Raw genomic sequence first — 26582 nt, 5'->3', positions numbered from 1 at the left:
GTCACTCCACGTACGGCCAGGATTACTCAAAAACTAGAGCCGCGGGTCCACCGGCTCGGATTCCAGGGCGAGTACCCCGAAGACCGGCTCGTGGACCCGCCAGCCCGCGTCGCCTTCGGCCAGGCGCGAGAGGGCCTCCAGGCCGAGCGCGTACTCGCGCAGCGCCATGGACCGCTTCTTGCCGAGGAAACGCCTGCGCAGCACGTCGAGCGACTCGGTGTAGTCGGGGCCGTAGATGATCCGCAGGTATTCGCGGCCGCGCACCTTGACCCCCGGCTGGACCCGCCCCGCCACGTACTGGGCGGGTTTGACCACCATGCCCTCGCCGCCCGCCGCCGTGAGCGACGACCACCACTCGACCGCCCCGGCCCGCGAGTCCGGCGAGTCGAGGGAGACGAACAGGTGCCGGGTAGGGGTGATCAGCGGCGAGTCCAGCAGGGCTAGCTTCGCCAGGTGCCAGACGTGCGGCTCCAGCGCCGTGGCCCGGCCTTCGCAGGCCAGGATCTGGAACGGCGCCACCCGTACGCCCTCCAGGCCGTCGACCGGCCAGCAGTAACGCGCATAGGCGTCGCGGAACAGGGCAGCGTTGTCGGTGCGGCGTCGAGTGCGGGCAAGCAGCCCGCCCACATCCAGCCCGCGCCCGGCGGCCGCCTCCAGAACCGACATCGCCTCGGGCAGCGCCGCCCGCGCCGCCGCGCCCACGGAGGCGTACTGGCTCCTGATCAGCTCGCCCGCCTTGGCCGACCAGGGCAGCAGCTCGCAGTCGAGCGCCACCCAGTCGGAGCCGAGCTCGGCCCAGAGCGGCTCGCACGCCGCGCGCAGCCGGTCCACCAGCGGCGCCATGTCGTCGAAGAACGGGCGCCCGGTACGCGTGTAGACGGCCCCCGCGGAGCCGTCGGTCACGCCGAACCGGGCGGCGGCCACCTCGGGCGTCCTGGCGAGCACGGCGACGGCCCGCGAGCCCATGTGCTTCTCCTCGCACACGACCTCGGTCACCCCGGCGGCGGCGAACTCCTCGAACGCCTCGTGCGGGTGCTCCAGGTAGCCGTCGAGCGTGGAGGTCTCGGGCGGGGCCATGGTCGGCGGGAGGTAGACCAGCCAGCGCGGGTCCACGGCGAACCTGCTCATGATCTCCAGGGCGGCGGCCGCGTTCTCCTCCATCACCTTGACGCGGGTGCCGAACCGGGTCTCGATGTGCCTGGTGCCCTGGACGTCGCCGATGTCGAGCATGCCCGGGTCGCGGGCGGGGCCGCCGCCGAGCGGCTTGACCGACTCGTACCAGACCTGCTCGGCGGGGACGGAGACCAGCTCGCGCTCCGGGTAGCGCAGCGCGGTCATCGTGCCGCCGAAGACGCAGCCGGTGTCGAGGCAGATCGTGTTGTTGACCCACTCGGCCTTGATCGTGGGCGTGTGGCCGTAGACGACCATGGCCCGGCCGCGGTACTCCTCGGCCCAGGGGTAGCGGACCGGCAGGCCGTACTCGTCGGTCTCGCCCGTCGTGTCGCCATAGAGGGCGAAGGAGCGGACGCGGCCCGACGCGCGGCCGTGGTAGGCCTCCTTGAGCCCGGCGTGCGCGACGACGAGCCGGCCGCCGTCGAGCCGGTAGTGGCTGATCAGGCCCTCCATGAACGTACGGGCCCGCTCGACGAACTCCGGCGGCTCGGCGGCGAGCTGGTCGAGCGACTCCTGGAGGCCGTGCGCGACCGTGACCTTGCGGCCGTTCAGCGCGCGCACCAGCTTCGCCTCGTGGTTGCCCGCGACGCAGATCGCGGTGCCGGCCGCGACCATGCCCATGACCAGGCGGAGCACGCCCGGCGTGTCGGGACCGCGGTCGACCAGGTCGCCGACGAACACCGCCGTACGACCGGCCGGATGCCGGGCGGTCACCGCCTTGCCCTCGACGCGCTCGATCTGCCAGCCCAGGCTGCCCAGTAGCGTCTCCAGCTCCGAACGGCAGCCATGGATGTCGCCGATGACGTCGAACGGGCCGGTCAGCTCGCGCTTGTCGGTCCACGCCTTCTCGTACGACAGCTCCGCGTTCTCGATGGCCTCGAGGCCGCGCAGCACATGCACCTTCCTGAAGCCGTCGCGGGAGATCTTGCCCAGCGAGCGGCGCAGGTCCTTACGCTGGCGGATCACCACGCCGGGCCCGAAGTCGCGGTTCGGGCGGCCGGCGTTGCGCTCGATCGCCACCTCCTCGGGAGTGTCCAGCACGATCGCGTCGGCCAGCACGTCGTGCTTCTTGGCCAGCTCGATGAGGCTGCGGCGGGCGGCGTACTGGACGTTCGTGGCGTCGACCACGGTGAACAGCCCCCTGGCCAGGCGCACGCCGACGATGTGGTGCAGCAGGTCGAACGCGGCGGGGGTGGCCGACTGGTCGTTCTCGTCGTCGGCGACCAGGCCGCGGCAGAAGTCGGACGAGATCACCTGCGTCGGCTTGAAGTGCTTGGCGGCGAACGTCGACTTCCCGCTGCCCGACACGCCGACGAGCACCACGAGGGACAGCTCGGGGACGCTGATCATCGGGTGAACACTCCCATCTGGGTAGGCGGCCCGACCTCGGGGTCGTCGTCGCCGACAGGCTTGAAGGTGACCTGGTAGCCGTAATCGCCGGCCACCCGCGAGGCCCACGCGGCGAACTCGGCGCGGCTCCACTCGAAGCGGTGGTCGCGGTGGCGCAGCCCGGTCAGGAACTCGTAGCGGGGGTTGTACTCGATGTTCGGGGTGGTCACGAGCACGTGCTGGGGCCGGGCGTGGCCGAACACGACGAGTTCGAGCGCCGCCAGGCGCGGCGGGTCGACGTGCTCGATCACCTCCATGAGCACGGCCGCGTCATAGCCGGACAGCCGCTTGTCGGTGTAGGTGAGCGCGCCCTGGAACAGCGTCAGCCTGGCCCGCTTGCTGTCGGGCATCCGGTCCAGCCTGAGCTTGCGCGCGGCGATGGTGAGCGCCATCGCCGAGACGTCCATCCCGGCGACCCTGGCGAACCGGGGCCTGGCCAGCAGCGCGCCGACCAGCTCGCCCTGCCCGCAACCGAGGTCGAGCACGCTGGTCGCGCCGAGCTCCTCCAGGGTCTCCAGTACGGCCTCACGCCGCCTGACGTTGAGCGCCTTCGGCTTGACCTCCGGCGCCTCGCCCTGGGCCTCGGCCTCTGCGGCCGCCGCCTCGTCGGCCGCGGTCTCCCCCGCCGCCGCGTCCTCGTCGACCGCGGGCTCCAGCTGCTCCTCGGTCTCGTCGCCCAGCTCGGCCAGCCTGGCCAGCGCCGTCCGGGCCAGCGCCCAGCGGCGCCCCAGGTAGCGGCGCATGATCAGGCCGCGCTCCGGGTGCCCGTACAGCCAGCCCTCACCGGCCCTGACCAGCTTGTCGACCTCGTCGGGCGCGATCCAGTAGTGCTTGCCGTCGTCGAGCACGGGCAGCAGCACGTACAGGTGATTGAGCGCATCGGCCAGCCGGACGGTCCCGCTGAGCGTCAGCCGGACGTAACGCGAGTCGCCCCACTCGGGAAAACCCTCGTCCAGGGGTACGGCCCGCGCCTCGACGGCCCAGCCGAGCGGCTCGAACAGCCGGACCGCCAGCTCGGGCCCGCCGCGGCAGGGCAGCGCGGGCAGCCGGATCTCCAGCGGCATCGGCCGGCCCGGCAGCTCCGGCCTGGCCTTGCAGCGCCCGGCCCGCGCGGTGCGGAAGACGTCACCCAGGGCCACGGCCAGCAGCGAGGAGGCGGCGTAGGGCCGGTCGTTGACGTACTGGGACAGGCTGAAGTCGGGCGAGTTCTTGCCGCGTGACCGGACCAGCGCGATCGGGTCGACCTCGAGCAGCAGCGCGGCCGTGCAGCGCTCCTCGCCCGACTCCGGGTAGAAGACCGTGGCCGTGCCGAACGACCGGTCGAACTCCTGCACCCGATCCGGATGCTTGTGCAGGAGAAAGCCCAGGTCGGTGGCGGGTACGGCGGTGGTCGTCATGGTCAGCAGCACGGGCCAAGTGTGCCGCAGTCCAACAATGGGGCGCTAACGGTTATGTCAGGCGTTGACGGCTATGTCACACATGCGGCAGTACCTCGGCCGCGATCAGCTCCAGGTGTTCGAGGTCGGACAGGTCCATGATCTGCAGGTAGACGCGCTCGGCACCGAGCTCGCCGAACCGGCCGATCTTGTCGACCACCTCGGCCGGAGTCCCCGCGAGACCGCCCGTGCGCAGCTCGGCCAGGTCGTGCCCGATGGCGGCCGCGCGACGTTCGATCTCGGCCTGGTCGCGGCCGACGCAGACGGTCTGCGCCGCCGACAGGAGCACGGTACGGCCGGTCTCCGCGCTCGCCTCGCGCACCCGGTCATAGGCCGCGCCGGTGTCGGACAGGGTCCTGAACGGCACGTTGTACTCGTCGGCGAAGGCGGCCACCAGCCGGGGCGTGCGCTTGGCGCCGACGCCCCCGATGATGACCGGCGGGTGCGGGCGCTGGACCGGCTTGGGCAGCGCCGGGGAGTCGACGAGCCGGTAGTACCTGCCCTCGAAGGAGTAGGTCTTCTCCGCCGTCCAGAGCCCCAGGATGATCTCCAGCTGCTCCTCGAACCGGCCGAACCGCTCCCCCACCGGCGGGAACGGGATGCCGTACGCCCGGTGCTCCTCCTCGAACCAGCCGGTGCCGAGGCCCAGCTCGACCCGGCCGCCGCTCATCTGGTCCACCTGCGCGACGCTGATGGCCAGCGGCGCCGGCAGCCGGAACGTGGCCGGGCTCACCAGTGTGCCGAGCCTGATCGTGGAGGTCTCCCTGGCCAGCGCGGCCAGCGTGAGCCAGGCGTCGGTCGAACCGGGGCCCGGTTCCCCTTCCCCGATGCGCATGTAATGGTCGGACCGGAAGAACGCGTCGAAGCCCAGCCGTTCCGTGGCCTGGGCGACGGTGAGCAGGCCGTCGTAAGTGGCACCCTGCTGGGGCTCGGTGAAGATCCGCAACTTCATAAGTCCCATTATCCGCTTACGTACCACCACACAATGGACGGCACCCGGAGAATGCCCCCGCCTCACCCCGCCGCTCCCCCGACGGCCATAGGATTTTGCGAGCAACGTGGCTTTTATCGGCGAGGGAGGGGTGAGATGGCGACCCGTCCGGAGACGGCGAAGAAGATCCTCCTCTACTGGATGGACGCCACGGTCGCCCTGATGGGCTTCATGCTCTCGATGCTGGTCCTCACCTCGGTCGGCGAGGGAGGGATCTCCGTACCGCACGCGGTGGCCGCCGAGGTGTGCGTGCTGGCCGCGCTGGCGTTCCTCCCGCTGATCCTGCGCGACGCCTACGACGACCGGCCGCGTCCCACGGCGAAGCTGGTCGCGTGCGGGCTCTTCTCCGCCGCCGCGGTGGCGCTCGTGCCGTCCTCCGTCACCGCCGGGTCATGGGAGATGGCCGGGTCTTTATGGCTCTCGGTCCTCGCCCTCTACCTCCCGCTCCGGGCGACGGCCTGCGTGGGCGCCGGGCTGGTCGCGCTGACCGCCTTCTACGTGTCGGCGGTCAGCGACCGGCCGTGGCCGTCTCTCCTGTTCTCCGTCACGCTGTCCGCCGTGCTGCTGCCCGGCACCATGATGCTCTGGCGCTGGCTGTGGTGGACGATCAGGGAGGCGTACGACAGCCGGGAGGCCAAGGCCACCCTGGCCGTGTCGAACGAGCGGCTGCGCTTCGCCCGAGACCTGCACGACCTGCTCGGCCACAGCCTGTCCGTCCTCACGCTGAAGAGCGAGCTGGCCGCCAAGCTGGCCACCATCGACGCGGGCAAGGCGGCCGCCGAGATGGCCGACGTACGCCGCCTGGCCGCGGAGTCGCTCGCCGAGGTGCAGGTGGCCGTGGACGGCTACCGGGTGCTCGACCTGGACGAGGAGCTCGCCGGGGTCCGCGCCGCGCTGGAGGCGGCGGGCGCGCGGTGCCTCATCGAGGCCAGGACCGACGACCTGTCCCCCGCCGCCCGTACGCTGCTCGCCTGGGCGGTGCGGGAGGGGGCCACCAACGTGCTCAAGCACAGTACGGCCACGCGCTGCGCGATCGTCATCGACGGTGGCGTGCTGGAGATGCGCAACGACGGCGTCCACGGGCCCGCGACCAGCGGCCTGAACGGGGCCGGGAGCGGGCTGCGCGGGCTGGCCGAGCGCATGGCGGCCGCGGGCGGCTCGTTCACGACGGCCGCCACGCCCGGGGGCGAGTTCCTGCTGCGGGCGGCGGTGCCCGCATGAGGGCGGTGAGCGGCGGCCGTTTCCGGGGGGCGAGCCGGGTGCGTCTCAGGCAGGCGAGCCTGGTGCGTCTCAGGCGGGCGAGCCGGCTCGACAAGGTGCGCTGGCTGATCGTCTACACCGCCGACGTCGCCAACCTGCTCGCCCTGCTCGGGCTCTTCGAGCTGTACGTCCGGTGGAGTGCGGGCTTCCCCGCGGCCCTGACGGTAGGGGCGGCCGTCCTGCTCCTGGTCCTGCTCGGCCTGGCCACCCGCCCGTTCAGGATCGCCGTCAGGGGCGGCCGGCGGCCGACCGGGCTGCTGGTGGTCGCCGGGGTCATCACGCTGCCCCTGGTCGTCTTGGCGCTGGTCTGGGCGATCCCGGTGTGGCTGGGAATGCTCGCCCCGTTCGTCCGCAGGCGTACCATCCTCGTCCTGGGCGCCGGGTCGATCGTGGTCCTCAACACGTACGTCACGCTCGCCGCCGGGTTCCAGATCCAGGTCCTCCTCGTCCAGACCATCTTCACCGGCCTCGTCACCGGCGGCGTCCTGGTGAACCTGTGGCTGTGGCGCGTGGCCAGGGACGCCCACGAGGGCCAGGAGGCCAGGGCCAGGATCGCGGTGTCGGAGGAACGGCTGCGCTTCGCCCGCGACCTGAACGACCTGCTCGGCCAGAGCCTCGCCGACATCTCGGCCAGGGCCGGGGCCGCCTCCCTGACGCTGCGCGAGGATCCCTCGGCGGCGGCGGGCGAGATGTTCGAGGTACGCGACCTGGCCAGGCAGACGCTGCGCGAGGTGCGGTCCACCGTACAGAGCTATCGGGCCGTGGACCTCGACGAGGTCCTCGCCAGCGTGCGGGCGGTGCTGGAGGCGGCGGACGTACGCTGCGTCGTCCGGGCGGACACGGTCTCGCTGACCGCCGAGACCCGCACGCTGCTGGCCACCGTGGTCCGCGAAGGCGCGACCAACATCCTCAAACACAGCAAAGCCGGACATTGCACGATAACGATCGAGGGTGGGGTGCTGGAGATGTCCAACGACGGGGTCGACGGGCCGGTGAACGACCACGCGCCGGACGGGCTCGGCGGCCTGTCGCAGCGGGTCAGCGCCGCGGGCGGCACGCTGTCGGCAGCACGTACGGACGACGGGGCCTACCTGCTCAGGGCGGCGGTTCCGGCATGACGACGCGTGTACTGCTGGCCGACGACGAGCACCTGGTCCGCGGCGCCCTCGCGGCCCTGCTCGACCTGGAGGCGGGCATCGAGGTGATCGCCCAGGTCGGCCGGGGTGACGAGGTGCTGGCCGCCGTCGTCGAACACCGCCCCGACGTGGCCGTACTCGACATCGAGATGCCCGGCATGGACGGGCTGAGCGCGGCGGAGCAGATCAGCTCCATGTGCAAGATCGTCATCCTGACCAGCCTGGGGCGGCCCGGCTACCTGCGCAGGGCGATGGCGGCCGGGGTGAGCGGATTCCTCGGCAAGGACGCCTCGGCCGAGGAGCTGGCCATGGCGATACGCAAGGTGCAGTCCGGCGGCCGCTACCTGGACGCCGAGCTGGCCGCGGCCGCGATGGCCGCCGGAGACAGCCCCCTGACCGACCGCGAACGGGACGCCTTACAGCTGGCCGCCGACGGCGCGACGATCATCCGGATCGCGGCCGAACTGCACCTCACCGAGGGGACCGTACGCAACTACCTGTCCAGCGCGATGACCAAGCTGAACGCCCAGAACCGCCTCGAAGCCATCCGTACGGCCCAGCGGATGGGGTGGCTGTCAGCTTCTCGGCCGTAAAGTAAACGACCGAGCTTGCAGCTCTTCGTCGTCGATGGATTCGACGGTTCAGGCCGCGTCGTCGGCAGCGTGACTCACTGCCCAGCTCGCAACGCCACGTGCGGCGATGTTGCGAGCCGCGTTGACATCGGCGTGCTCAGCGAAGCCACACGATGTGCAGAGGAAGGTTTCCTGGTTATCACCGGCGACCTGCCTGAACAGCAACGACAAGGGCCAGGTCTTCGGCTCGCCCTGCGATCCGGGCAGCACGAACCAGAGCTGGACATGGGGCCCTCGGGCTCGTGTCGGCTAGGCGATCGCTCACAGAGATCCCGTAACACCTAGCTCGGAGGATCACGTGATGTCAGATGGTGTGCAGAGGGCCGGCGGCGCGGACGACGCCTCGCTGGACCACTACCTGATCTTCGCCACGCCGGAAGACAGAGACCGTGGAGTGCCGCCTCTAGGGATCCTGGTGGAGGAGTTCGTGCTCTGCGACGACTACACCGCGGCCGGAATCGACGGCGTCGAGTGGTCGTCGGCGACCGGTGCGTGGGGTGATTCGTCCGCGACGAGCCGCAACCTCCGTACCGACGCCCTGCTGCGTTCGCGGGTGATCGCGGTGAGCCGTCACGACGCGAGTGACGCCTACAAGGCGTGCGGCGGGGGCGAGCTGCCACCAGCGGCGGAGATCCGCACCCTGTTCCGCGAACGCCAGCCGTTGCCGGCCGCCGCCCCGCTTGACCTGGGCGCGACGGGATCGCGCCGCTACCGCGTCCTGTTCGCCGGGGAGCTCGGCGGGGATGGCCTGGCGAACGTGCGGTCGGCCCTGAGGCTGGAGCCGGTAGCCGACCCCGCGGACCCCCTGGCCCGCGTGGTCGGCACGGCGACGGTGACCGCCGAGGGTCACACCTTCACCTGGGAGATGCGCCGGATCGGGCCGGGGATCGCCTGGTGCCTGGACATGACCGTACGCCTGGGGGCCGGCCCGGAGTCCACCATCGGGGTGCTGCTCCACCACCACCGGCAGGTGATCCGCGAGCAGGGCCTGATCCCCGTCACGATCGAACGCTTCGCCTGAGCCTCCCGGCCACGCGAGGCCGGTTTCTTCTCACCCGGCACCATTTGGCGGTGTGACAAGGAGCCGCGCGTCTGTGACGTTGTCGAACCGCGAGTCCCCGCCCCGGATCAGGAGGTAGTGTCGCCGCACGTCAGCGTGGTACGCCAGCATCGGGCCGGATGGCGCGAGGTCGTCGCCGGTGAGCTCCTTACCGGCGGGCAGGCGGGCGTTGAGCAGGGCGAGGGCCGCGCCGGGATCCTGGTCGGGCGCGGCGACCGCCTCCAGGTAGAGCGCCTCGGCACCGCCGACCGGGGCATGGGAATCGAACACCGTGATCGCCATCTCTGGACGTTCGGCGAGGTTGCGGGAGTGTCTGCTGTCACGGGCCGACACCCATACCAGCTGGTCGGCACCGCGTGCCGCGTAGAACACGGGAGTGACCCACGGCCGCCCGTGGCGATCAGCCGTGCCGAGCACGGCATAGCGGTTGTCAGCGAGCAGCCGGGGGACTTCCGCCCACATGTCGTTCATCGGACAATCTCCATTTCCGGCCTGGACCGCGGTTTCACGTTCGACAGCCGCAGGCCTGGATTGAGGGCCGCGGTGGAAGAGCGCCTTGCTCGCGGAGGGCAGGCGGCGCCTACGACAGGGAACGCCTCGTCCGGGTGCGCACAGTGGCCTATTCCAGCTCACCTTCCACGACCTCAGGGTCCTTCAGCGCGACGGTCGCTCGTGGCGTCTTGCTGCCCGTCTCCGGGAGCGTGAAGTAGACGGCGAGGCAGACAGCGACGATCACGATCATGTAGAGAGCGACGTACCTGGGGTGCCCGGCGGCGACGAACGCGGCAGCGATCAGGGGGGCGGTGCCGCCGAAGACGGCGATCACCAGCTGGTGGGAGAAGCCGATGCCGGCCACCCGGACCGACGCCGGGAACAGCTCCGCCTGGATGGTCGGGTACACCGCCTGCCAGATGCCCAGGACGAGCCAACCTGATGCGGCCACCACGACGTAGATCCAGAAGCCCGGCCGGTCGAGGAGGAGGAGCAGAGGGTAGAAGAGCACGATCATGCCGACCGCACCCACGATGGGGAAGATCTTGCGCCGACCGAGCCGGTCCGACAGCGCGCCGCAGATCGGCACGACGATGACCAGCAGGGTGAGCCCGATGACGCTGCCGACCAAGGTGGAGCCCTTGTCCCGTCCGCTGGTGAGCTGGGCGTAGGTGGGCAGGAACGTCGCCCAGGTGTAGTAGGCCACGGCCGGCGCGGACAGCGCCGCCGTCTGCAGCAGGGCCTTCGGATGCTCACGGAGCAGAGCCAGCAGCCGTGCGGGTGCCGACTTCTTGTCGACGAGGGAGCTTGCCTCGAATTCGGAGGTCTCGTCGGCGCGGGTCCGCAGGACGAGACCGACCACACCCAGGAGGCCGCCCACGAGGAAGGGGATGCGCCAGCCCCAGACCGCGAGCTCGTCCGGAGCGAAGGCTGTGGCGATGATCGCGGCGGCCCCGGTGGCGGCGAGGGTCGCCAGGCCGCTCGCCATGTTCGAGAAGGACCCGAACAGACCTCTCCTGTTCGGCGGGGCGTGCTCGACCATGAACGAGATGGCGCTCTGCTGCTCGCTGCCGGCCGAGATACCCTGCAGGATCCGGGCCACCACGAAGAGGATGGGCGCCCCGTAGCCGATCGTGCCGTACCCGGGGGTGAGCGCGATGATCAGGGAGCCCAGCGCCATCCCGGACACGGACAGGGTGAGGATGGCCCGCCGGCCGTAGCGATCGGCCAGCGGCGAGACGATGATCCCGCTGAAGGGGCGGACCACGAACCCGATCGCGTACGTGAGCAGCGCCGCGATGAGCGAGGCGAACGGGGAGTGGCTCGGAAAGATCTGCGGGGCGAACACCGCGGTCAGCAACCCGTAGATGTACCAGTCGTACCACTCGACGAAGTGGCCGATCGTGCCCGCCACCATGTTGACCGGGCGGCGAGGGCGATCCAGAACTTCAGAGAGCCCCGGAGGGCTTGAAGTCCCGGAGGCGTCTGGTGAGTTCGTCGTCATTGAGCGCTCCTTGGAGGGTGTGGTGCCGTGCTGGGCATCGTCAGGACGTGTTCGTCGAGGACATCGCCGTTCCTCGTCAGCCGGCCCCAGTCGAGGGGGCGAAGCCAGCGGTGCGGCAGCGCCTTGGTGTTCCTGGACCGGTCGAGCTCGTCCCGGGCTCCGGCCGTACGACCGTCATCGGCACCCGGTCCAGGTCAGCACATGCCGCCTGGTGCCGATCTGACGCGAGACCCGTTCCGGGGGTGCGCCACCCGGCGAGGCGGATCGCAGGGGCCGAAGGCTCTGCGAGCTCCCATGAGCGTCTCCCCAATGAGATCGGTTGCTGAGATCGGTTGCAGAGACAGTAAGGAGCATGCGACTATTTGTCAATCACTCTCTCAGCCAAGGGAAACAGGTGTTCACCAAGCTTGCGACACTGCGCACGATCGACGAGTCAGGCGCTGTGCTCATCGTTCGGCTGCCCGACGCGGACAGCGCGGAGCGCGTCGCGCACGCCGCGATCGAGGGCGGGTTCCGCGCCCTGGAGATCACGCTCTCCATCCCAGGGGCCGTCGAGCTCATCCGACGGTTGGCCACCCGGTACACACCGGACGGTGTCGCCGTGGGGGCAGGAACCGTCCTCGACGGCCACGCCGCGTACGAGAGCATCCGAGCCGGTGCGGCCTTCTTGGTCAGCCCGCAGCTCAACACCGAGATGATCCGGGTCGCCAACCGCTACCAGGTGCCGACGATCAGTGGGGCCTTCTCCCCGACCGAGATCCTCGAGACCGCTGAGGCGGGTGCGGACATCATCAAGATGTTCCCGACCGAGAACGCGGGTATTCCATACGCCAAGGCCGTGCTCGCGCCGCTGGCGCACCTGCCGATCATGCCCGCCGGTGGGGTAACTGTCGAGAACGTCAAGGAGTGGTTCGCCGCAGGCGTGGCGGGCGTCGGTGTGGGCAGCGCCGTCACCAAGGCGTGGCAGCCTGACGGCGACTTCACCCGGGTGACCGCCGCCGCCCGCGACGTCCTGATGGCGGTGCGGGACGCGCGCGGATGAACGCGCCGACCCTGCGCATCGTCATCGGCACAGCGGGCTCCGGCAAGTCGACGATCGCCCAGCGCCTCGCCCGGCAGCACGGCGCCGCCTACCTCGACAAGGACGCGATGAGCGCACGGTTCGTCGAGTCCGCCCTGGTGTCGGCCGGGTACGACCCCGGCGACCGCGAGGCCAACCAGTTCTACCGCGACAACATCCTGCCCCTCGAGTACGACTCGCTGCTCGACGTCGCCGGGGCCAACCTCCGCCTCGGTTGCCCCGTGGTGATCGACGCACCCTTCAGCCCCTACCTGTCCGACCCCGCCTTCATCACCGCGGCCGCGGAGCGCTTCGACTGGCCGCCGATTGACGTGGAGGTGATACGGGTCCGCGTCTCCCCGAGGACGCTGCAGGACCGGCTGCGCAAGCGTGGCCTCAAACGCGACCAGGTCAAGCTCGCCCATTGGGACGAGTACTGGGCCGTGCACGGTGGGCTGCGGTGCGCGTGGACCGGCGTACGACTGTCAGAGCTCTCCAACGACGCGCAGGAGGCAGGGACCGCCTCGGACGTGACGGCCCCGCCCGTTGACGTCGAGCACGGAGGACACGGCACAGACGGAGGCACCCGGTGATCAGCGGAACCACCACACTCATCGCGCACCTGGGCTACCCCACGCACACGTTCAAGTCGCCGCTGATCTGCAACCCCTGGTTTGAGAAGAACGGCATCGATGCCGTCGTCGTCCCGATGGGGATCAAGGCCGAGGACTACCCGGACTTCTTCCGATCGATCTTCACCCTCACCAACATCCGCGGTGCGCTGGTCACCATGCCGCACAAGGTCACCACCATGGAGCTGGTGGACGAGATCAGCCCGGCCGCCGCGATCGCCGGCGCGACGAACGCCGTCCTGCGGCGGGAGGACGGGTCGCTCATCGCCGACCAGTTCGACGGCGCCGGCTTCGTCCGCGGCATGCTGCGCAAGGGGTTCGACCCGACCGGGAAACGCGCGCTGGTCGTCGGCAACGGCGGGGTCGGTTCTTCGATCGCTGCGTCGCTGGCTGGCCTCGGCATGGCCGAGATCGGCTTGTTCGATCCCGACGCAGCCGCCTCTGAAGCGCTCTCCCAGCGCATCGGCCTGCACTACTCGGACGTGAAGGTCGTGATGGGGTCGAGGGATCCCGAGGGCTACGACCTGATCGTGAACGCCACCCCCATCGGAATGAAGGACGGCGATCCTCTGCCTGTCGACGTCGACCGCGTCGCCCCCGGTTCGTACGTCGGAGATGTGGTGCTCAAGACCGACATCACGCCGTTCCTGCAGGCAGCCAAGGACAAGGGCTGCACGATCCAGGTCGGCAGCGACATGTTGTTCGAGCTGATTCCCGCCTATCTGGAGTTCTTCGGCTTCGAAGACGCCGTACCCGACGAGCTGCGCAGCGAACCGTGACGACCACCGCTTGCGGAAGGTGTCCGTTGCCAAAGAAATACTCGGTAGCGGCCTGGCTTTCGGCAATCTACGAATAGGTCTACCAACGTTCGTCCCTATTAATCCCTAGCTATAGGAGTGTGCACGATGAGAGCTTTGGTCAGTGGTGGAAGTAGCGGCATAGGCGCATCTACATGCGTGAGGCTGGCAGAGGCGGCTCTTGCTCGGGGCGAGCAGCCGCAGATCGCGGTGTGCGGACACAAATTGACCACTAATCAAGAGCAAATTGTCCGTTCAATTCAGTCGCTGGGCGGTACCGCCATCGCGCTGGTGGGTGATCTCAGTGATCCCGACGTGCCAGGTCAACTTGTAGAAGCTACGGTAGCCGAATTTGGTGGCCTGGATGGGTTGGTAGCGAATGCTGGAATCGCCAGCCCCGGCGCAATATGCGACCTATCCGTCGAGGACTGGGACGATATGTTCTCCGTCAACCTCCGCGGCGCGTGGCTTCTTGCCAAAGCAAGCTACGCGCATCTGAAGCGTAGTCGCGGTTCGGCTTGTTTTACCTCCTCAATGTCCGGTCAGCTACCGCATGCCGGATCAGGTGCTTACAGCCCCAGCAAAGCTGCTTTGACGATGCTGGCCCAGACACTCGCTTTGGAGTGGGCACCTGACGGTGTTCGTGTGAATGTGGTATCCCCAGGTATGACTCATACACCGATGACTGAGAAAATGTATGCCGACCCCCAAATCAAGAAAGCAAGGGAAGGCATCATTCCGCTGTCGCGAATTGGGGACCCCACGGATATCGCGAATGTGATCGAGTTTCTGGTAGGCCCGTTGTCGGGCTATGTCACGGGGCAAGACATCTGTGTCGATGGCGGCTTCTCTAAGTCTATTCTTAGCCATATTCCCGGTCGGCCAAGCTCCAACTCTTAAGGCTCGATGTGCTTCGAGTAGAGTCAGCGCTAGAGGGCGTCTGAAAAGTGGCTGGTGGGTCATGCTGACAGGTGTCGGGGGCGTGAGCCTGGAGGCGTGCGATGGTTCCTCGGTGTCCGTACCCCACCGATTTGTCCGACGCTGAGTGGGAGCTGCTCGCCCCGCTGATTCCAGTTCCCAAGCCAGGCGGCCGGCCTGCCATCCATGAGCGCCGGGAAATTGTCAATGCGCTGGCGTACTGGGTGCGGGCAGGCTGTGCCTGGCGGCTGCTGCCCCACAACCTGCCGCCCTGGCAGACGGTCTACCACTACTGGCGCACCTGGCGGATCGAGGGCCGCTGGGAACAGATCCTGGCGCGATTACGCGAACGCGAGCGCGTTGGTGGCGGTCGCGACCGCACGCCCAGCGCGGGCATCATCGACAGCCAGAGCGTCCGGGCCACCGATCGCGGCGGCCTACACGGTTACGACGGCGACAAGAGGGTCCCGGGGGTTAAACGGCACCTGCTGGTCGACACCCTAGGCACCGTGGTCACCGCCTGTGTCAACCCGGCGAGCGTCAACGATCGCGACGGCGCGGTCGTGCTGCTGGGCCGCGCTCGCGAAGCCTTGCAGCGGCTGAAGCACGTCTGGGTTGATCAGGGCTACCGCGGACAGGATTTCATCGGCTGGATCCGGGATCAGTTCGGCGTGACGTTGCAGGTCGTCGTGCGGCGTGATGGCGGGTTCCGCTCTACATGGGTCAAGGAAGGGACCCCGCCGCGGCAGGTCCCGCGGTTTTCGATCGTGCCCAGGCGTTGGGTGGTCGAGCGTACCTTCGCCTGGCTGGGCAAATATCGCCGCCTGACCACAGACTGCGAGTACCTGACCGCGACCTCCGAGAACGTCATCTACCTGGCGATGAGCATGATCCTGCCGCACCGCCACAGCGGCCGTTCGCCTTGACCCTTTTCAGACACCCTCCACCTCTCACACTTGAGTTAATTTCCCAATTTCCAGCCTTTATTTCTGAGGTCGTGCATTGCTTGGTGAACTCATATAGGGTGTTTTCTTCGCGAATGATCTCGAGAACAACATTACCTACTCCGCATGTTGCTTCGACGGCGTCGCCCAACCCTTCGAAATCTACCACTCCAGTGCCGATTGGATCATGACCCCATGTTTCCAAACCCGTATCAGAAATATGCACGAGCGCAATAGATTCTTGATGCGAGAGCAAACCCGCTACGGGATCCTCCTCTATGTAAGCAGCATTGGCGACGTCGTACACGATCTTAAGCACATCATCGTTGACCGTTCTGACGATACCCGCCAGGTCCCGGATGGTAGGTGTGAAGCAATAGGGAGTATTTTCCAGAAGGAGTCGTGTGCCAGCCTGTTTGGCCAGTGGAATCAGGTCGCCCAGACTCTCATACATCCATCCATAAGCTTTTTCGAGTGAAGGTGAAATCATAGGGCGTCTTGTGCCGGGGGATATGACAACTTCGGGGACATCCCAAGCTACGGCCAAGTCGATCACCGACTTGATGTGTTCAATACTTTTGCGGCGCATGTTTGCACCAGGGCTCGCCAAGTTGATGTCATATCCACCAGCATTGAGCGATCTGATTCTCGCGCCGTATTCACTGAGCCTTGCTTTCATGGCCGAGCGCTCTGAGATGGATATTTCATCCGGCCAGCAATGTGGAGAGCTAATCGGAACTTCGAAAGTCTTATACCCATTGTCGACCAATTCCGCAATTGCATCAATCGCCGTAGACGACCATAGATACGAAAATGTGTTGATAATCACGTCGAAACATCCCCCTCGGTTGAATGACGGTGGAAAAAACTTATGCCGTGCACAAGGCTCAACGACCTGACCGAGCCGGTGACGACGTCGGGTCGTCGCCGTCACTTCTTGGCATGGCTGCTCCAGGCCCGTCCGGGTTGCTCGTCGGTGGGGAGCCCGGCGGCGGCGAGGATGCGATCGAGGAGGAGCTGGGTCTTCACCGCGTCAGCCCCGGACGTCAAGGGCTCACCGCGGTCCCGGACACGGTCCAGGAAGTGGTGAACCGCTCCGGCGAAGCCGAACGTCTGCGTCGCCGTCGCCCAGCCGAAGGCCTCGGGCGACATCTCGCGCACGGTCGTCCCGTCGGGCCGGCTGATCGAGATCCGGTCGGGCGCGGTGACATTCGCGCTCGTCCCGTCTCCGTAGGCGTCGAGTTTCTCGCTCCAGCCGCCGGCGTCGCGGGCCCCCACGAGCACGCCGGAGTGACCGTTGTCGAACCGGACGAGCGCGGCCACGCCGTCCTCTTGCCAGCGGTCCTCACCGGCCGCGTGCGCGCTGACGTCGACGGGCTCGCCCCCGCAGTACCAGCGCAGCAGGTCGACCATGTGGATCGCGTTCTCGAAGGTGGCGCGGTACTCGGAGCCTGCCCGGTTCTTCTGGGCGACGCAGAAGCTCGCGCCGCTCTCCCCGAAAGCCGCGCGACCGGCCTCGTACACCGGAGCGAAGCGGCGGTTGAACCCGACCATGAGCACCCGTTCTCGTACGGCGGCCAGCTCGGCGAGGGACTGCGCCTCGGACGCGCTCGTCGCCAGCGGCTTCTCGCAGAAGACGTCGACGCCGGCCTCCAGCGCGAGTCGCGTCGCGTGGACGTGCTCCGACCGGGGCGTGAGGACGAACAACGCGTCCAGTTCCTCCGCCTCGAGCAACGCCTCGACCGTCGGATAGGCACGGCGGAAGCCCCAGCGCCGCATCAGGGGCTGCGGGTCATCCTTGCGGGTGACCAGGCCCCGCAGCTCCACGTCGTCGCGCGCGACGAGGGTCGGGAGCTGGGCGATGCTCGCGATGTTGCCGGCGCCCGCCACACCGATGCGCAGCACGTCTCCACTCGTCACGCGGACACCACCGTGGCGAGCATCTTGCGGAGCGCGAGCGCGGACTCCTTGAAGCCGATCGCGGGGTCGGGCAGGTCCTGAGGATGCCACCGGTACTCGTACTCGAGTGAGAGCACGTCGTCGTAACCGCGGCGCACGAGCTCCTCGAGGATGTCGGGCCACGGCACGACGCCCGTACCGACGACCCGGGACCTGACGGCGCGTTCCTCGGCCTTGACCCGGGCGGTGTCCGAGGCCCGGAAGGGCGCCTCCGGGTCCTTGAAGACCAGGTCCTTCACGTGCACGTGGCCGACGAGCTCGCCCTGGACGGCAAAGGCCTCCTGCCAGGTCTCGTCATGGGTGAAGGTCAGGTTGGCCTGGTCGTACAGGACGCGGACGGAGGGGAAGCCGACCTCGCTGACGAGACGGGCGGTATCGGCCGCGGTCTGCGCCATGGTGCCGAAGTGGTTCTCGACGCAGAGCACGACGCCCGCGTCCGCGGCCTCGGGCGCGAGGACGGTCAGCGCGCTCCGCAGCTGCTCCCAGTGCCGGGCGTAATCAGTGTCCCCCGGGTGCCAGGCACCGGCGTACACCCGGACGCGGGTCGCACCGACGGTGTGCGCGGCCTCGAGGCATGCGCGGAATTCGTCGATCCCCTGCTGCCAGCTCGCCGCGTCGACGCTGTTGATGGAGGTCGTGTACGGGGTGAGCGCGACGATCGGGACACCTTCGGCGTCGGCGATTGCGGCGGCCTGCTGCGCAGACCGCGGGTCCGACGGGCTGATGGACGCCGGATAATCGTCCTGGTAGATGACTTCGGCGGCGTCGAGACCTGCCCTGCCGAAGAGGCGCAGCGCTTCGGCGAGGTCACAGCCCGGGGTTCCCAGCGTGTGTCCGGCGATGATCATGCGAGAGAGGTGCTCCTTCTTGGCGGGCGGTTCCAGTCCGCCGGGCCGACGAGGTTCGGGGGGTTCTGCACTCGGGACCGGTCCACGAGCTCCATCAGCAGGCCCCAGGGGGTGACGAAGTACGTCCACCGGTTGCCGGCCACGAGGGGGCTGTCGGGACCGACTTCCTTGCGGCCGCCGAGGACCCGAACGTTCGGGATCGTGCCGAGGTGGGCGATCGCCGCGTCGACGTCGTCGACGACGAAGCACAGGTGATGACCGCCCCGGTCGCTGTGTCGAGGGTGCTGGGTCCGCTGGTCCACGGACTGCCACTCGAACAGCTCGACGTTCAGGTTCGGCGGGAGCCGCAGCATGGCGAGCTCGAGGACAGCGTCCGGCGGAACGTCGAAGTGCGCCGGCATGAACGACGGGTCGGGACCGCGCTGGGAGCGGTAGAGTTCCTCCGCCCCGAGGACCTCGACGAAGAAGCGCACCGCCTCGTCCAGGTCGGGGACCGTGTACGCAGCATGGTCCACGTGACGGAGCCCGGGAAGCAGCTGGCCAGTCACCGGACCGGCCTGGTCGAGGAGCGGACGAGTAGCTGCGGCTGGAGCACCACGTGCTCGACCGGGCCGCCGTTCGCCACCTGCTCGGCGAGACGGATCGCTATGCGGCCCATCTCGGCGATGGGTTGCTGCACCGAGGTCAGCGGCGGGTTGCTGCGGGCGCCGAGCGCCAGACCGTCGAAGCCCACCACCGAGACGTCGCCGGGGACCGACATCCCCCGCGAGCCGAGCGAGCTGATGAGTCCGAAGGCGACCAGGTCGTTGCCCGCGACGACGGCGGTCGGCCGCTCACGCAGGCTCACAAGCTCTTCTGCGGCACGTTCGCCGGCGCCGACGCCGATCCCGCTGCTGTCGAGCTCGATCGGCGTCATCCCGCGCTCCTCCGCCAGCGTCCGGTAAGCCTGGCATCGGTCTGCGGCGGTGTGCGTCCCCGCGATCCCCGAGACATAGGCGATGGAGGTGTGCCCGAGCTCGAACAAGTGGTCCAACGCGAGCGCGATCCCTGTCGCGCTGTCGACGGTCACCGTGGATATCTGGTCGCCGGACTCGACCCGGTCGATGACGACCAGCCGCTTTCCGAAGCCCCGGGACTCGAACTCGGCGGGAAAGACCCGGGCGTAGGGCGCGATCACCGCGAAAGGCGCGTACATCGCCTGCATGGCGTCGAGGTACCGGGCCGTGGCGTCCGCGTCATTCTCCGTCACGCACAGCACCAGCTGGTAGCCACGCTCCCCCGCGGCGGCCGTCATGGCCTTCGCGAGCTCGGCGAAGTACGGGTTGGTGATGTCGGGGACGACCAGAGGCACGAGGGTGCTGACCTTGGTTCGGAGCGCCTGGGCGAGCGGGCTCATCCTGTACCCCATGGAGGCCGCCACCTGGCGGATGTGCTCCCGGGTCTCCCGCTTGACGGCCTCGGGGCGGGAGAACGCCCGCGAGACCGTCGACCTGTGGACCCCGGCTGCCGCCGCTACCTCATCGATGCTGGGTGTGGACAACGGTTCTCTCCTGTCGGCCGTGCGCGTACGCGTCCCAGATGACGGCCATCGTGGTCTCGAGATCGCTGATCCGCGGGAGCTCCACGAAATCATGTCTTAGCTGCTCGGCCACCTGGCCGACGAACAATCCGTACAACGGGTCGCTGTCCACGTCGATGAGTGCGGTCTCCGTGACGCCGTCGATGGAGGTGAACGACGCGTTCCCGTCAGACCAGATGGTCGCGGTCCCCGCGGCACCGATCCGCATGAAGGAGCAGTGCCGCTTGAGCGGCGACCCGGGGAACGCATATCCCACCTCGATGGTGGCGATCCGTCCGTCGGCCGTGGTCAGCGTCATCGAGGCGTAGTCCTCGACGCTACGGCGGTGCAGCGTCGACGACAAGGCTGCCGTCACCGCTACTTCCTCCGCACCGGCCGAGCGGAGGAAGAGATCCACGAAGTGCGGAGCGAGGTTGACCATGCACCCGCCGCCGGCGCGCTCGGCGTCGACCATCCACGGACTGCCGTTGACGAGGTAGCGGTCGGGCGGGCCCGCGATGAACTGGACGCTCTCGTACACCGAGCGGCCGGCTCTCGCCAGCCAGCGGTCGGTCGGGCCTCCCCGCTGCACGAGAGGCACGGCGATCGGTATCCCGGCAGCGTCCGCGGCCGCCCGGACGTCGACCAGCTCCTGCAACGACACCCCGGCCGGCTTCTCCAGGACGAGCGGGATGCGCCGAGCGACGAGAGCGAGGCAGACCTCGCGCATCACGTCGTGCGGGACGAAGACGTACGCCAGCTCGGCGTCCCCGTGGGCCGCAAGCACTTCCTCCCAGGACTGGTAGAGAGGCGCGTCCCAGAGACGCGCAAGGTGCTCCGTGCGCGACGGGTCGGGGTCGCTGACCCCCACGACGTCGTGCTGCTCGGCGATCCGGTCTGCGCACAGGGGCACATGCCAGTGCGACGCGCCGAGGATGATCGTCTTGGCCTTTTTCATGTCTGCGCACCACTGCGGCTGAGCATCCCATCGGCGAGCTCGCTGGCCCGCAGGGCCTGACGGCGCCCGACCAACGCACGATCATCGAGGCCATCGACGGCACCAAGAGCCCGGTCATCAGCGTCTCCGTGCGACGGCTGGGGCAGCGCGTCGCAACGTACGCCGCAGGCATGCAGATCGCCAGGGCCAGTGGTCATGAACTCCCCACTGAGATCGGTTGCTGAGATCGGTTGCAGAAAAGTTAACGGAGGACCACCTAGGTGTCAACCACGGATCGATCCGACGCGGGTCCGCAAACCCGCCGGAGAACGCCGGAGGCGCTGGAACAGCAGCACCGTTATGAGGAGCGGGACGGTCACGATCATACCGGCGTCCATGATCCTGCCGTGGATGCTGTACTCCGCCGACGGAGCACTGCCGAGGTGATCCACGCACCAAGCAGCCATACCGGCGGCATCGACGGTCAGCACGCGAGGTGACACGTGCCATCATCACACGGACCTCCGATGCACCAGGATCAACCTGACGCGACCACGCCCTGGGCAACTGTGTCGTAAGCCGTGACCGCGCGATCCAGCGCGGAGGCGCCAGCATGCCTGACAAGACCCCCTGAAGACGAAGCCACGGTCAAATGTCTACTCGTTGGGAGGACTGTCGGCAATGTCACCTATCACCAGACCACACGCTGACAGATGATCTACCACCATGATCACCGCCCCTGGCCAGGCAGAACACCTCCAACAGAGATCAAACAAGGCCTCCCACCTGCACATTCAGGATGACGCACCCTCATTTGGGCGAGCTGTCAAACTGGCACGGTGAACAGGATCATCGTCTGCGGCATCTCCGGGTCGGGCAAGACGACGCTCGCCAGAAAGCTGGCCACCCGGCTCGGCCTGCCCCACCATGAGCTCGACGCCCTGCATCACGGTCCCGGCTGGGTCAAGCGGCCGGAGTTCGAGGCCGAGGTGGACGAGTTCAGCCGGGGCGAGCGATGGGTGACCGAGGACCAGTACCACCGCTTCCTGGGTGACCTCCTCTGGCAGCGCGCCGACACGGCCGTCTGGCTGGACCTGCCGCGCCGCACCGTGATGTGGCGGGTCGTACGCCGCTCACTCGGCCGCTCGATCACCCGGCGCGAGCTGTGGAACGGCAACCGGGAGGACTGGAGTGCCTGGCTCGAGCCCGACCACCCGATCCGGTGGGCTTGGACGCACCACCAGCGCCGCAAGACGCAGACCGCCGACCGCATCACCCGCCACCCGGAGGTGACGGCGATCCGCTTGCGTACGGCACGCGGAGCGAAACACTGGCTCGACGACCTGCACCCGAAGGGGTGAGCCACTCCTCCAGCACGTGGTGAGCCGAGTCATCTCCGTGCCACAGCTCGGCCCCGCCGGCTCACGCCCAGTCCCGCATTACCGCCGCGCGACGTCAACGGCCGCCGCTGGACGCGGCTGCCAGGGAGGCGGGCAGGTCACCGCCAGCGGCCATGTGCTCGATCAGGTCGAGGACGGCCTTGGAACCGCCGTTCGCCTGGAGCCACTGGCTCGCCCGGCATGCGGCCTTGGCATAGGTGTCCTGGTCGGCTTTCGCGGTGCGCAGCCAGTCGTCGAGCGTCCGCGGCAGTGCCGCCTGCGTGGACGCCCGGCACCGATCACCGGTTCCCTCGGGCTTCAGGTAGCGCGGGTCGCCGGAGACCACAACGGCCAGTCCTTCGTCGAACCATTGCGGGATCAGCCCGGCATCGGACCCTAGGCGGACGTGCAGCTCGACGTGTGACATCTCGTGTGAGGCGATCACCGGATCGATGCCGTTCGGTGACAGCATGACCGCGCGGTTCAGCACGGCGATCCCGCGCTCTCCGCCACCGCCGATCTTCTGGTAGCACGTGGCGCTCACGCAGGCCAGGATGTCGGGAGAGCTCCGGCGCCCGCCGTAGAAGTCCGTCACCCGGCGGTTGGCCGCGTCGACCGCCTCGGCCACCTGCCGCTCCCGTGCCGGCGGCAGCCCGGGCTCCAGATACAGGCCGGGCCGGACCTGTTTCATGCCGTAACAACCAGGACAGGTCGTGGCGGCGACCGACGGGAAGGCCACCGCGACACCGGCCACCACGGCCACGACCAACCCTGCGGCTATGGCCAGCAGCCACCGCCACGTCCTGCGCCTTCGACTCATCACACCACTCCATATGTTGACGTTCCGCATCATCCCGCCCCCGCCGAGCGGGGTCCCTGGGTGTTACGGGCTGGGTTGGACACCCGGCGGGCCGGCACCAGGGCTCGGCGCCGATGCCGATGGGGCTTCTTGCTTCTACTCATCGGAGGACACCAGGCCTGAGCGGTAGGCATGGATCGCGGCTTGGACACGAGTGCGCACGCCGATCTTGGTCAGGACGCGCGACACGTGGATCTTGACCGTGCCGGCGGCGATGCGCAGCTCCTCGCCGATCTCGGCGTTGGACCGGCCCAACGCGACCAGGCGGAGGACCTCCGTCTCCCGGACCGTCAGGTCCAGGGCATCGTCCCGCACCGGTGGGGTGGCGAAGCGGCGCACAAGCCTGCGCGTGACCTGCGGGTCGATCAGTCCTTGGCCCCGGTGAGCCGCACGGACCGCCGCGAGGTAGAGGTCGGGGTCACCGTCCTTCAGCAGGAAGCCCACGGCGCCCGCTTCGAGCGCTCCGAACAGGTATTCGTCGGTGTCGAACGTGGTCAGCGCGATGACGGGCACGTCCGGCGCGGAGGCCTGTAACCGGCGGATCGCGGTGATTCCGTCCGTGCCGGGCATCCGGATGTCAGTGAGTATCACGTCCGGTCGGAGCTCGCGCGCCATGTCGATCAGCTCGGCTCCGTCGCGCGCGGCGCCGAGAAACGCGATCTCGGGATCGCCGCTGAGGAGCTGCCGCAGGCCCTCCCGGGCGAGGTGCTGGTCGTCGGCGATCAGCAGACGGATCATCGGGCCGCCCGGGAGGAGGCAGGACGGTCGTCCATGGGGGGCGCCATCTGAGGGCCGGCCTCGCCACCGCGGGACTTCTCCACGGGCCCGCGTTCCTCTGACGGGTCCGGCGGGCGCGGCGGCAGGTCGGCGCGCACCCTCCAGCCGCCTTTCCCGTTCGGGCCGGCATGGCAACGTCCGCCGAGCGCCGTCACGCGTTCGTGCATCCCGGCCAGGCCGCGTCCCCCGTGGGGAACGCGGCCGTCGCCCGTGTCGTGGCCGGGCGAGCCGTGAGGTGGACCGGGATCGTCGACGGTGACGATGATCCGCCTGCCGCCCGCGCGGACCTTGACCGAGGCCGAGCCGGCCGCGGAATGCCGCGCCGCGTTGGTCAGCGCCTCCTGGACGACCCGGTAGACGCAGAGCTCGGTCTCGGCGCTTAGGGTGCCGTCGAGGTGCGGGCCGACGTCGAGGGCGACCACGAATTCCGACCCGCCGCTGCGCTCCGCGAGCGTGGCCAGGTCGGCGATTCCCGGCCGGTGCGCCTCGTTCTCCGTCTCCGACCGCACCAAGGTCGCCAGCATCGCCCGGATCTCGGCCAGCGCCTCGGCCGACAGGCCGGCGATCCCGCCCAGCGCGCGGTCCGCTTCGGGATCGCGGCCGCCCAGCGCCCGTCGAGCGCCGACCGCCTGCAGCCGAATCGCGCTGAGGTGGTGGCCGACGATGTCGTGGACGTCCCGGGCGATCCGCGCCGCCTCCTGCGCGCGCGCCCGCTCCTCCCGGGCGCTCTGCAGCCGTAGGGCCTGCACAGCTCGGTCGGCCCGCAACCGCAAGGCGTACCCGACGGCGACCGGCGCCGCGCCGGCCACCGCGTAGACGGATATGGCCGTCAGGCCCGGGCCGGCCTCGCTTTGAACTGCCAGCACCGCTGCCCAGGCGATGGAACCGGCCAGGAGAGCCAACCGCAGCCCGTGGCGATGATAGGCGGCCGACGCGGTGGCCAGGCCCAGTACCCAGATCCCGGCATCGCGTTCCAGCACGAGACCCACCGCCAGCACCACCGCCGCCGACGCGGCGACCGCGGTCAGCGGCAGTCGCCGGCGCACCGCCAGGGGGGCGCACGCCGCGAAGATAGGGACCGCCCACGCCGCTACCGCGCCCGCGTCGGTGATCTCTGGCGGGTGCCCCCGTGACCAACCCTCCAGCGCCGAGACCACCAGCGTGAGGGCCGCCGCCACGCATGCCAGCAGGGCGTCGCGACCCACAACCGGGATCCGCCGCCAAGAGGCGGCCGGGATCCGGGTGGGCAAGGACCACAAGGTCGGTGCTCTTGTCACAGCGACCAGTATCACGCCGGCCTTGCGGGGCACGTGGTGCCGGGCGCGGGCAGCTTGCCGTCGATCAGGTACCGGTCCACGTGCCTGATCACGCAGGGGTCACCGTGGTTGACGTACAGGCCGTGGCCGATGCCGTCGTAACCGATCGTGACCGATCCGTGGACCTGCCCGGTGACGGAGCGTACCGAACCGTACTCGTAGACGGGTGCGACGCCCAGCAGCGGCGGCAGGCCGCGGGCCGGCAGCCGCGCGAACGGGTTGGAGACGTCGGCCGCCGTCCATGGCGAGCACGCGAGGTGGACATTCTCCCGTACGCCGGAGAAGTTCGGCGATGTCTTCACCGAACGTCGCACCGCCGCGCGGTAGGCGCGGTAGCCGTCGTAGCGGAATCCGTCGGCGCACTTCACCGCCAGCAGGGCGCTCGGTTGCGGCGGCAGGCCGCGTCCCTGCGGGTCGAAACCGGACGCGTCGCCACCGGAGGCCGTCGCGATGGCCTTGGCGAACGCCGGCCAGTTCGCCTCGCGCAGGACCATGCTCTGGGCCAGTGCCTTGAGGTCGTCGCCGTCGTAGCGGCGGTCACCGGCGGCCTCGGCGCCGCGCAGAGGGGCGCGCTCGGCCCGTTTCAGGACGTCCTGCCAGGCCTCCTCCGCGTCGGTACCGCGCAGCGCGCACTCGGCGGAATCAGGGCACCAGCGGACGAAGCGCCTGAACACCTTCTCCAGGCCCTCGTACTGGAGCCGCTCGGATGTGGCCAGCGAGGACACCTGGTCGGGCACGCTGTCCAGCGCCATGGCCCGCACCCGTTGCGGGAACAGCCGCGCGTAGGAGGCCCCGAGCACGCCGCCGTAGGAGTTGCCCAAGTAGGACAGCTTCTCCTCGCCCAGGGCGGCGCGGATGGCGTCCATGTCGCGCGCCTGGCTGGCGGAGTCCATGTGGGCGAACAGCTTGGGGGCGGCATTCCGGCAGGCGGCGACCGCACGCGCGCTCGCCTTGACGGCCTGCTCGTACTCGTGCCGGTCCTCAGGAGTCGCGAAGGCGGGCCCCGTCGCACACGATGCCAGGGGAAGGTGTTCGCCGCTCTGCCCGCCGCGCGGATTCCAGGTCACGATGTTCATCCGGGCACGCAGACCCGCGAAGTACGGCAGCGACCGGGACAGTGCCGGGACGCCGGCCCCGCCTGGGCCGCCGGGATTGAACAGGACGGTGCCGGCGGCCTCGCCCTCACCGGTCGCGGCCGCCCGGGCCAGGGTGAGGGTGATCGTGCCCCCGCTCGGAGCGTCCCAGTCGACGGGGACGGCCAGTTCGGCGCACTTCAGCTCGGCCGCGGTTCCGGGGCCGCATGCGGACCAGACCAAGCCGCTCGCCGGTGCGGCCGAAGCCGCACCGGAGATGGCTTCGGCGGGAGACGCTCCCAGCGCCAGCAGCAAGGGTGTAACGAGTAGGGCCGATCTTGGCCAGGTCATCGGAGATCCTCACAAAAGGGGTTACGGCGAGCGCCGTTGATGCCCTTCCACGCTAGGCAGTGCTACCTCCCGCCACATCTGCCACAAGGCCTACTTCCTGA

At 69.0% G+C, this 26582-nt stretch carries 27 protein-coding genes; 10 read left to right on the top strand and 17 right to left on the bottom strand.

Translation table 11 applies throughout. The features are described 5' to 3' along the window. Window positions 1-33 precede the first annotated feature (33 nt). From LDL49_RS02675 to LDL49_RS02665, 3 genes are all read right to left on the bottom strand, one after another. Window positions 34-2523: a polynucleotide kinase-phosphatase gene (locus LDL49_RS02675; RefSeq protein ID WP_225289246.1), complete on the bottom strand. Its 2490-nt coding sequence runs from the start codon at window positions 2521-2523 to the stop codon at window positions 34-36. Further along, window positions 2520-3971 (bottom strand): 3' terminal RNA ribose 2'-O-methyltransferase Hen1, encoded by a 1452-nt coding sequence (locus tag LDL49_RS02670; protein WP_225289245.1) that lies wholly within the window; start codon window positions 3969-3971, stop codon window positions 2520-2522. The genes LDL49_RS02675 and LDL49_RS02670 overlap by 4 nt, the downstream gene beginning before the upstream one ends. A 64-nt stretch (window positions 3972-4035) precedes the next feature. Beyond that, a complete protein-coding gene (locus LDL49_RS02665; protein ID WP_225289244.1) occupies window positions 4036-4950 on the bottom strand; it encodes an LLM class F420-dependent oxidoreductase in 915 nt (304 codons plus the stop codon). 135 nt (window positions 4951-5085) lie between these two features. Here LDL49_RS02665 and LDL49_RS02660 point away from each other — a divergent pair, with 135 nt between their 5' ends. Genes LDL49_RS02660 through LDL49_RS02650 form a run of 3 tightly spaced genes read left to right on the top strand, consistent with a single transcriptional unit; the run spans window position 5086 to window position 7978 of the window. Beyond that, complete coding sequence (locus tag LDL49_RS02660) at window positions 5086-6210, top strand: sensor histidine kinase (RefSeq protein ID WP_225289243.1); 1125 nt, start codon at window positions 5086-5088, stop codon at window positions 6208-6210. Beyond that, complete coding sequence (locus LDL49_RS02655; protein ID WP_225289241.1) at window positions 6207-7367, top strand: sensor histidine kinase; 1161 nt, start codon at window positions 6207-6209, stop codon at window positions 7365-7367. The genes LDL49_RS02660 and LDL49_RS02655 overlap by 4 nt, the downstream gene beginning before the upstream one ends. Next, entirely contained in the window at window positions 7364-7978 is a 615-nt protein-coding gene (locus LDL49_RS02650; protein ID WP_225289240.1) for a response regulator transcription factor, read from the top strand. The genes LDL49_RS02655 and LDL49_RS02650 overlap by 4 nt, the downstream gene beginning before the upstream one ends. A 48-nt stretch (window positions 7979-8026) precedes the next feature. On the opposite strand, the gene LDL49_RS02645 is transcribed toward LDL49_RS02650, so the two are convergent. Next, window positions 8027-8227: a zinc ribbon domain-containing protein gene (locus tag LDL49_RS02645; protein ID WP_225289239.1), complete on the bottom strand. Its 201-nt coding sequence runs from the start codon at window positions 8225-8227 to the stop codon at window positions 8027-8029. Window positions 8228-8318: 91 nt separating this feature from the next. On the opposite strand from LDL49_RS02645, the gene LDL49_RS02640 reads away from it, so the two are divergent. Continuing rightward, complete coding sequence (locus LDL49_RS02640; protein ID WP_225289238.1) at window positions 8319-9038, top strand: hypothetical protein; 720 nt, start codon at window positions 8319-8321, stop codon at window positions 9036-9038. Between the two features lie 30 nt (window positions 9039-9068). On the opposite strand, the gene LDL49_RS02635 is transcribed toward LDL49_RS02640, so the two are convergent. Next, window positions 9069-9548 carry a pyridoxamine 5'-phosphate oxidase family protein gene (locus LDL49_RS02635; protein ID WP_225289237.1) on the bottom strand — a complete coding sequence of 160 codons (480 nt, stop codon included), beginning with the start codon at window positions 9546-9548 and terminating at the stop codon, window positions 9069-9071. Between the two features lie 148 nt (window positions 9549-9696). Then, on the bottom strand, window positions 9697-11073 hold the full coding sequence (locus tag LDL49_RS02630; RefSeq protein WP_225289236.1) for an MFS transporter: 1377 nt from the start codon (window positions 11071-11073) through the stop codon (window positions 9697-9699). A 394-nt stretch (window positions 11074-11467) separates the two neighbouring features. Here LDL49_RS02630 and LDL49_RS02625 point away from each other — a divergent pair, with 394 nt between their 5' ends. From LDL49_RS02625 to LDL49_RS02605, 5 genes are all read left to right on the top strand, one after another. Further along, complete coding sequence (locus LDL49_RS02625) at window positions 11468-12115, top strand: bifunctional 4-hydroxy-2-oxoglutarate aldolase/2-dehydro-3-deoxy-phosphogluconate aldolase (RefSeq protein WP_225289235.1); 648 nt, start codon at window positions 11468-11470, stop codon at window positions 12113-12115. Beyond that, the gene (locus LDL49_RS02620; RefSeq protein WP_225289234.1) at window positions 12112-12726 is read left to right on the top strand and encodes a P-loop nucleotide/nucleoside kinase family protein; all 615 of its coding nucleotides are present in this window, start codon (window positions 12112-12114) and stop codon (window positions 12724-12726) included. Before LDL49_RS02625 ends, LDL49_RS02620 begins: the two co-directional genes overlap by 4 nt. Further along, window positions 12723-13544 (top strand): shikimate dehydrogenase family protein, encoded by an 822-nt coding sequence (locus tag LDL49_RS02615; protein WP_225289233.1) that lies wholly within the window; start codon window positions 12723-12725, stop codon window positions 13542-13544. Before LDL49_RS02620 ends, LDL49_RS02615 begins: the two co-directional genes overlap by 4 nt. A 126-nt stretch (window positions 13545-13670) precedes the next feature. Beyond that, window positions 13671-14462: an SDR family NAD(P)-dependent oxidoreductase gene (locus LDL49_RS02610; RefSeq protein ID WP_225289232.1), complete on the top strand. Its 792-nt coding sequence runs from the start codon at window positions 13671-13673 to the stop codon at window positions 14460-14462. 101 nt (window positions 14463-14563) lie between these two features. Continuing rightward, window positions 14564-15406: an IS5 family transposase gene (locus tag LDL49_RS02605; RefSeq protein WP_225289231.1), complete on the top strand. Its 843-nt coding sequence runs from the start codon at window positions 14564-14566 to the stop codon at window positions 15404-15406. Here the strand turns inward: LDL49_RS02605 and LDL49_RS02600 are convergent. The 7 genes from LDL49_RS02600 to LDL49_RS02570 form a co-directional block, all read right to left on the bottom strand. After that, entirely contained in the window at window positions 15348-16253 is a 906-nt protein-coding gene (locus tag LDL49_RS02600) for a sugar phosphate isomerase/epimerase family protein (protein WP_225289230.1), read from the bottom strand. The two genes, LDL49_RS02605 and LDL49_RS02600, sit on opposite strands and share 59 nt — an antisense overlap. 101 nt (window positions 16254-16354) lie before the next feature. After that, a complete protein-coding gene (locus LDL49_RS02595) occupies window positions 16355-17344 on the bottom strand; it encodes a Gfo/Idh/MocA family protein (RefSeq protein ID WP_225289229.1) in 990 nt (329 codons plus the stop codon). Next, the gene (locus tag LDL49_RS02590; protein ID WP_225289228.1) at window positions 17341-18231 is read right to left on the bottom strand and encodes a sugar phosphate isomerase/epimerase family protein; all 891 of its coding nucleotides are present in this window, start codon (window positions 18229-18231) and stop codon (window positions 17341-17343) included. Before LDL49_RS02590 ends, LDL49_RS02595 begins: the two co-directional genes overlap by 4 nt. Next, window positions 18228-18746 (bottom strand): VOC family protein, encoded by a 519-nt coding sequence (locus LDL49_RS02585; protein ID WP_225289227.1) that lies wholly within the window; start codon window positions 18744-18746, stop codon window positions 18228-18230. The genes LDL49_RS02590 and LDL49_RS02585 overlap by 4 nt, the downstream gene beginning before the upstream one ends. 29 nt (window positions 18747-18775) lie before the next feature. Then, window positions 18776-19771: a LacI family DNA-binding transcriptional regulator gene (locus LDL49_RS02580; protein ID WP_225289226.1), complete on the bottom strand. Its 996-nt coding sequence runs from the start codon at window positions 19769-19771 to the stop codon at window positions 18776-18778. Beyond that, entirely contained in the window at window positions 19749-20747 is a 999-nt protein-coding gene (locus LDL49_RS02575; RefSeq protein ID WP_225289224.1) for a Gfo/Idh/MocA family protein, read from the bottom strand. The genes LDL49_RS02580 and LDL49_RS02575 overlap by 23 nt, the downstream gene beginning before the upstream one ends. A 263-nt stretch (window positions 20748-21010) precedes the next feature. Next, window positions 21011-21217 (bottom strand): hypothetical protein, encoded by a 207-nt coding sequence (locus LDL49_RS02570; protein ID WP_225289223.1) that lies wholly within the window; start codon window positions 21215-21217, stop codon window positions 21011-21013. A gap of 348 nt (window positions 21218-21565) precedes the next feature. Between LDL49_RS02570 and LDL49_RS02565 the strand changes: the two genes are divergently transcribed. Continuing rightward, window positions 21566-22087 (top strand): P-loop NTPase family protein, encoded by a 522-nt coding sequence (locus LDL49_RS02565; protein WP_225289221.1) that lies wholly within the window; start codon window positions 21566-21568, stop codon window positions 22085-22087. Window positions 22088-22181: 94 nt separating this feature from the next. Here LDL49_RS02565 and LDL49_RS02560 read toward each other — a convergent pair whose 3' ends face one another. The 4 genes from LDL49_RS02560 to LDL49_RS02545 form a co-directional block, all read right to left on the bottom strand. Further along, window positions 22182-22925 (bottom strand): hypothetical protein, encoded by a 744-nt coding sequence (locus tag LDL49_RS02560; protein ID WP_225289220.1) that lies wholly within the window; start codon window positions 22923-22925, stop codon window positions 22182-22184. A gap of 135 nt (window positions 22926-23060) precedes the next feature. Then, on the bottom strand, window positions 23061-23702 hold the full coding sequence (locus tag LDL49_RS02555) for a response regulator (protein ID WP_225289219.1): 642 nt from the start codon (window positions 23700-23702) through the stop codon (window positions 23061-23063). After that, window positions 23699-25018, bottom strand: a complete 1320-nt coding sequence (locus tag LDL49_RS58155) for a histidine kinase (RefSeq protein WP_225289218.1) — start codon at window positions 25016-25018, stop codon at window positions 23699-23701. The genes LDL49_RS02555 and LDL49_RS58155 overlap by 4 nt, the downstream gene beginning before the upstream one ends. 11 nt (window positions 25019-25029) lie before the next feature. Then, window positions 25030-26481, bottom strand: a complete 1452-nt coding sequence (locus tag LDL49_RS02545; RefSeq protein WP_225289217.1) for an alpha/beta fold hydrolase — start codon at window positions 26479-26481, stop codon at window positions 25030-25032. Between the last annotated feature and the right edge of the window lie 101 nt (window positions 26482-26582).

This window comes from Nonomuraea aurantiaca (assembly GCF_020215705.1).
GTDB classification, from domain to species: domain Bacteria; phylum Actinomycetota; class Actinomycetes; order Streptosporangiales; family Streptosporangiaceae; genus Nonomuraea; species Nonomuraea aurantiaca.
The sequence above is the reverse complement of the archived record's forward strand: the minus strand, read 5'-3'. Positions and strand labels throughout refer to the sequence as shown.

What these genes read in the sequence shown, in the direction of transcription:
- LDL49_RS02610 (WP_225289232.1), top strand. Translation starts at nt 13,671, where the DNA reads ATGAGAGCTTTGGTCAGTGGTGGAAGTAGCGGCATAGGCGCATCTACA.
- LDL49_RS02675 (WP_225289246.1), bottom strand. Translation starts at nt 2,523, where the DNA reads ATGATCAGCGTCCCCGAGCTGTCCCTCGTGGTGCTCGTCGGCGTGTCG.
- LDL49_RS02650 (WP_225289240.1), top strand. Translation starts at nt 7,364, where the DNA reads ATGACGACGCGTGTACTGCTGGCCGACGACGAGCACCTGGTCCGCGGC.
- LDL49_RS02605 (WP_225289231.1), top strand. Translation starts at nt 14,564, where the DNA reads ATGGTTCCTCGGTGTCCGTACCCCACCGATTTGTCCGACGCTGAGTGG.
- LDL49_RS02665 (WP_225289244.1), bottom strand. Translation starts at nt 4,950, where the DNA reads ATGAAGTTGCGGATCTTCACCGAGCCCCAGCAGGGTGCCACTTACGAC.
- LDL49_RS02620 (WP_225289234.1), top strand. Translation starts at nt 12,112, where the DNA reads ATGAACGCGCCGACCCTGCGCATCGTCATCGGCACAGCGGGCTCCGGC.
- LDL49_RS02560 (WP_225289220.1), bottom strand. Translation starts at nt 22,925, where the DNA reads ATGAGTCGAAGGCGCAGGACGTGGCGGTGGCTGCTGGCCATAGCCGCA.
- LDL49_RS02655 (WP_225289241.1), top strand. Translation starts at nt 6,207, where the DNA reads ATGAGGGCGGTGAGCGGCGGCCGTTTCCGGGGGGCGAGCCGGGTGCGT.
- LDL49_RS02545 (WP_225289217.1), bottom strand. Translation starts at nt 26,481, where the DNA reads ATGACCTGGCCAAGATCGGCCCTACTCGTTACACCCTTGCTGCTGGCG.
- LDL49_RS02555 (WP_225289219.1), bottom strand. Translation starts at nt 23,702, where the DNA reads ATGATCCGTCTGCTGATCGCCGACGACCAGCACCTCGCCCGGGAGGGC.
- LDL49_RS02660 (WP_225289243.1), top strand. Translation starts at nt 5,086, where the DNA reads ATGGCGACCCGTCCGGAGACGGCGAAGAAGATCCTCCTCTACTGGATG.
- LDL49_RS02575 (WP_225289224.1), bottom strand. Translation starts at nt 20,747, where the DNA reads ATGAAAAAGGCCAAGACGATCATCCTCGGCGCGTCGCACTGGCATGTG.
- LDL49_RS02640 (WP_225289238.1), top strand. Translation starts at nt 8,319, where the DNA reads ATGTCAGATGGTGTGCAGAGGGCCGGCGGCGCGGACGACGCCTCGCTG.
- LDL49_RS02630 (WP_225289236.1), bottom strand. Translation starts at nt 11,073, where the DNA reads ATGACGACGAACTCACCAGACGCCTCCGGGACTTCAAGCCCTCCGGGG.
- LDL49_RS02590 (WP_225289228.1), bottom strand. Translation starts at nt 18,231, where the DNA reads ATGATCATCGCCGGACACACGCTGGGAACCCCGGGCTGTGACCTCGCC.
- LDL49_RS02635 (WP_225289237.1), bottom strand. Translation starts at nt 9,548, where the DNA reads ATGAACGACATGTGGGCGGAAGTCCCCCGGCTGCTCGCTGACAACCGC.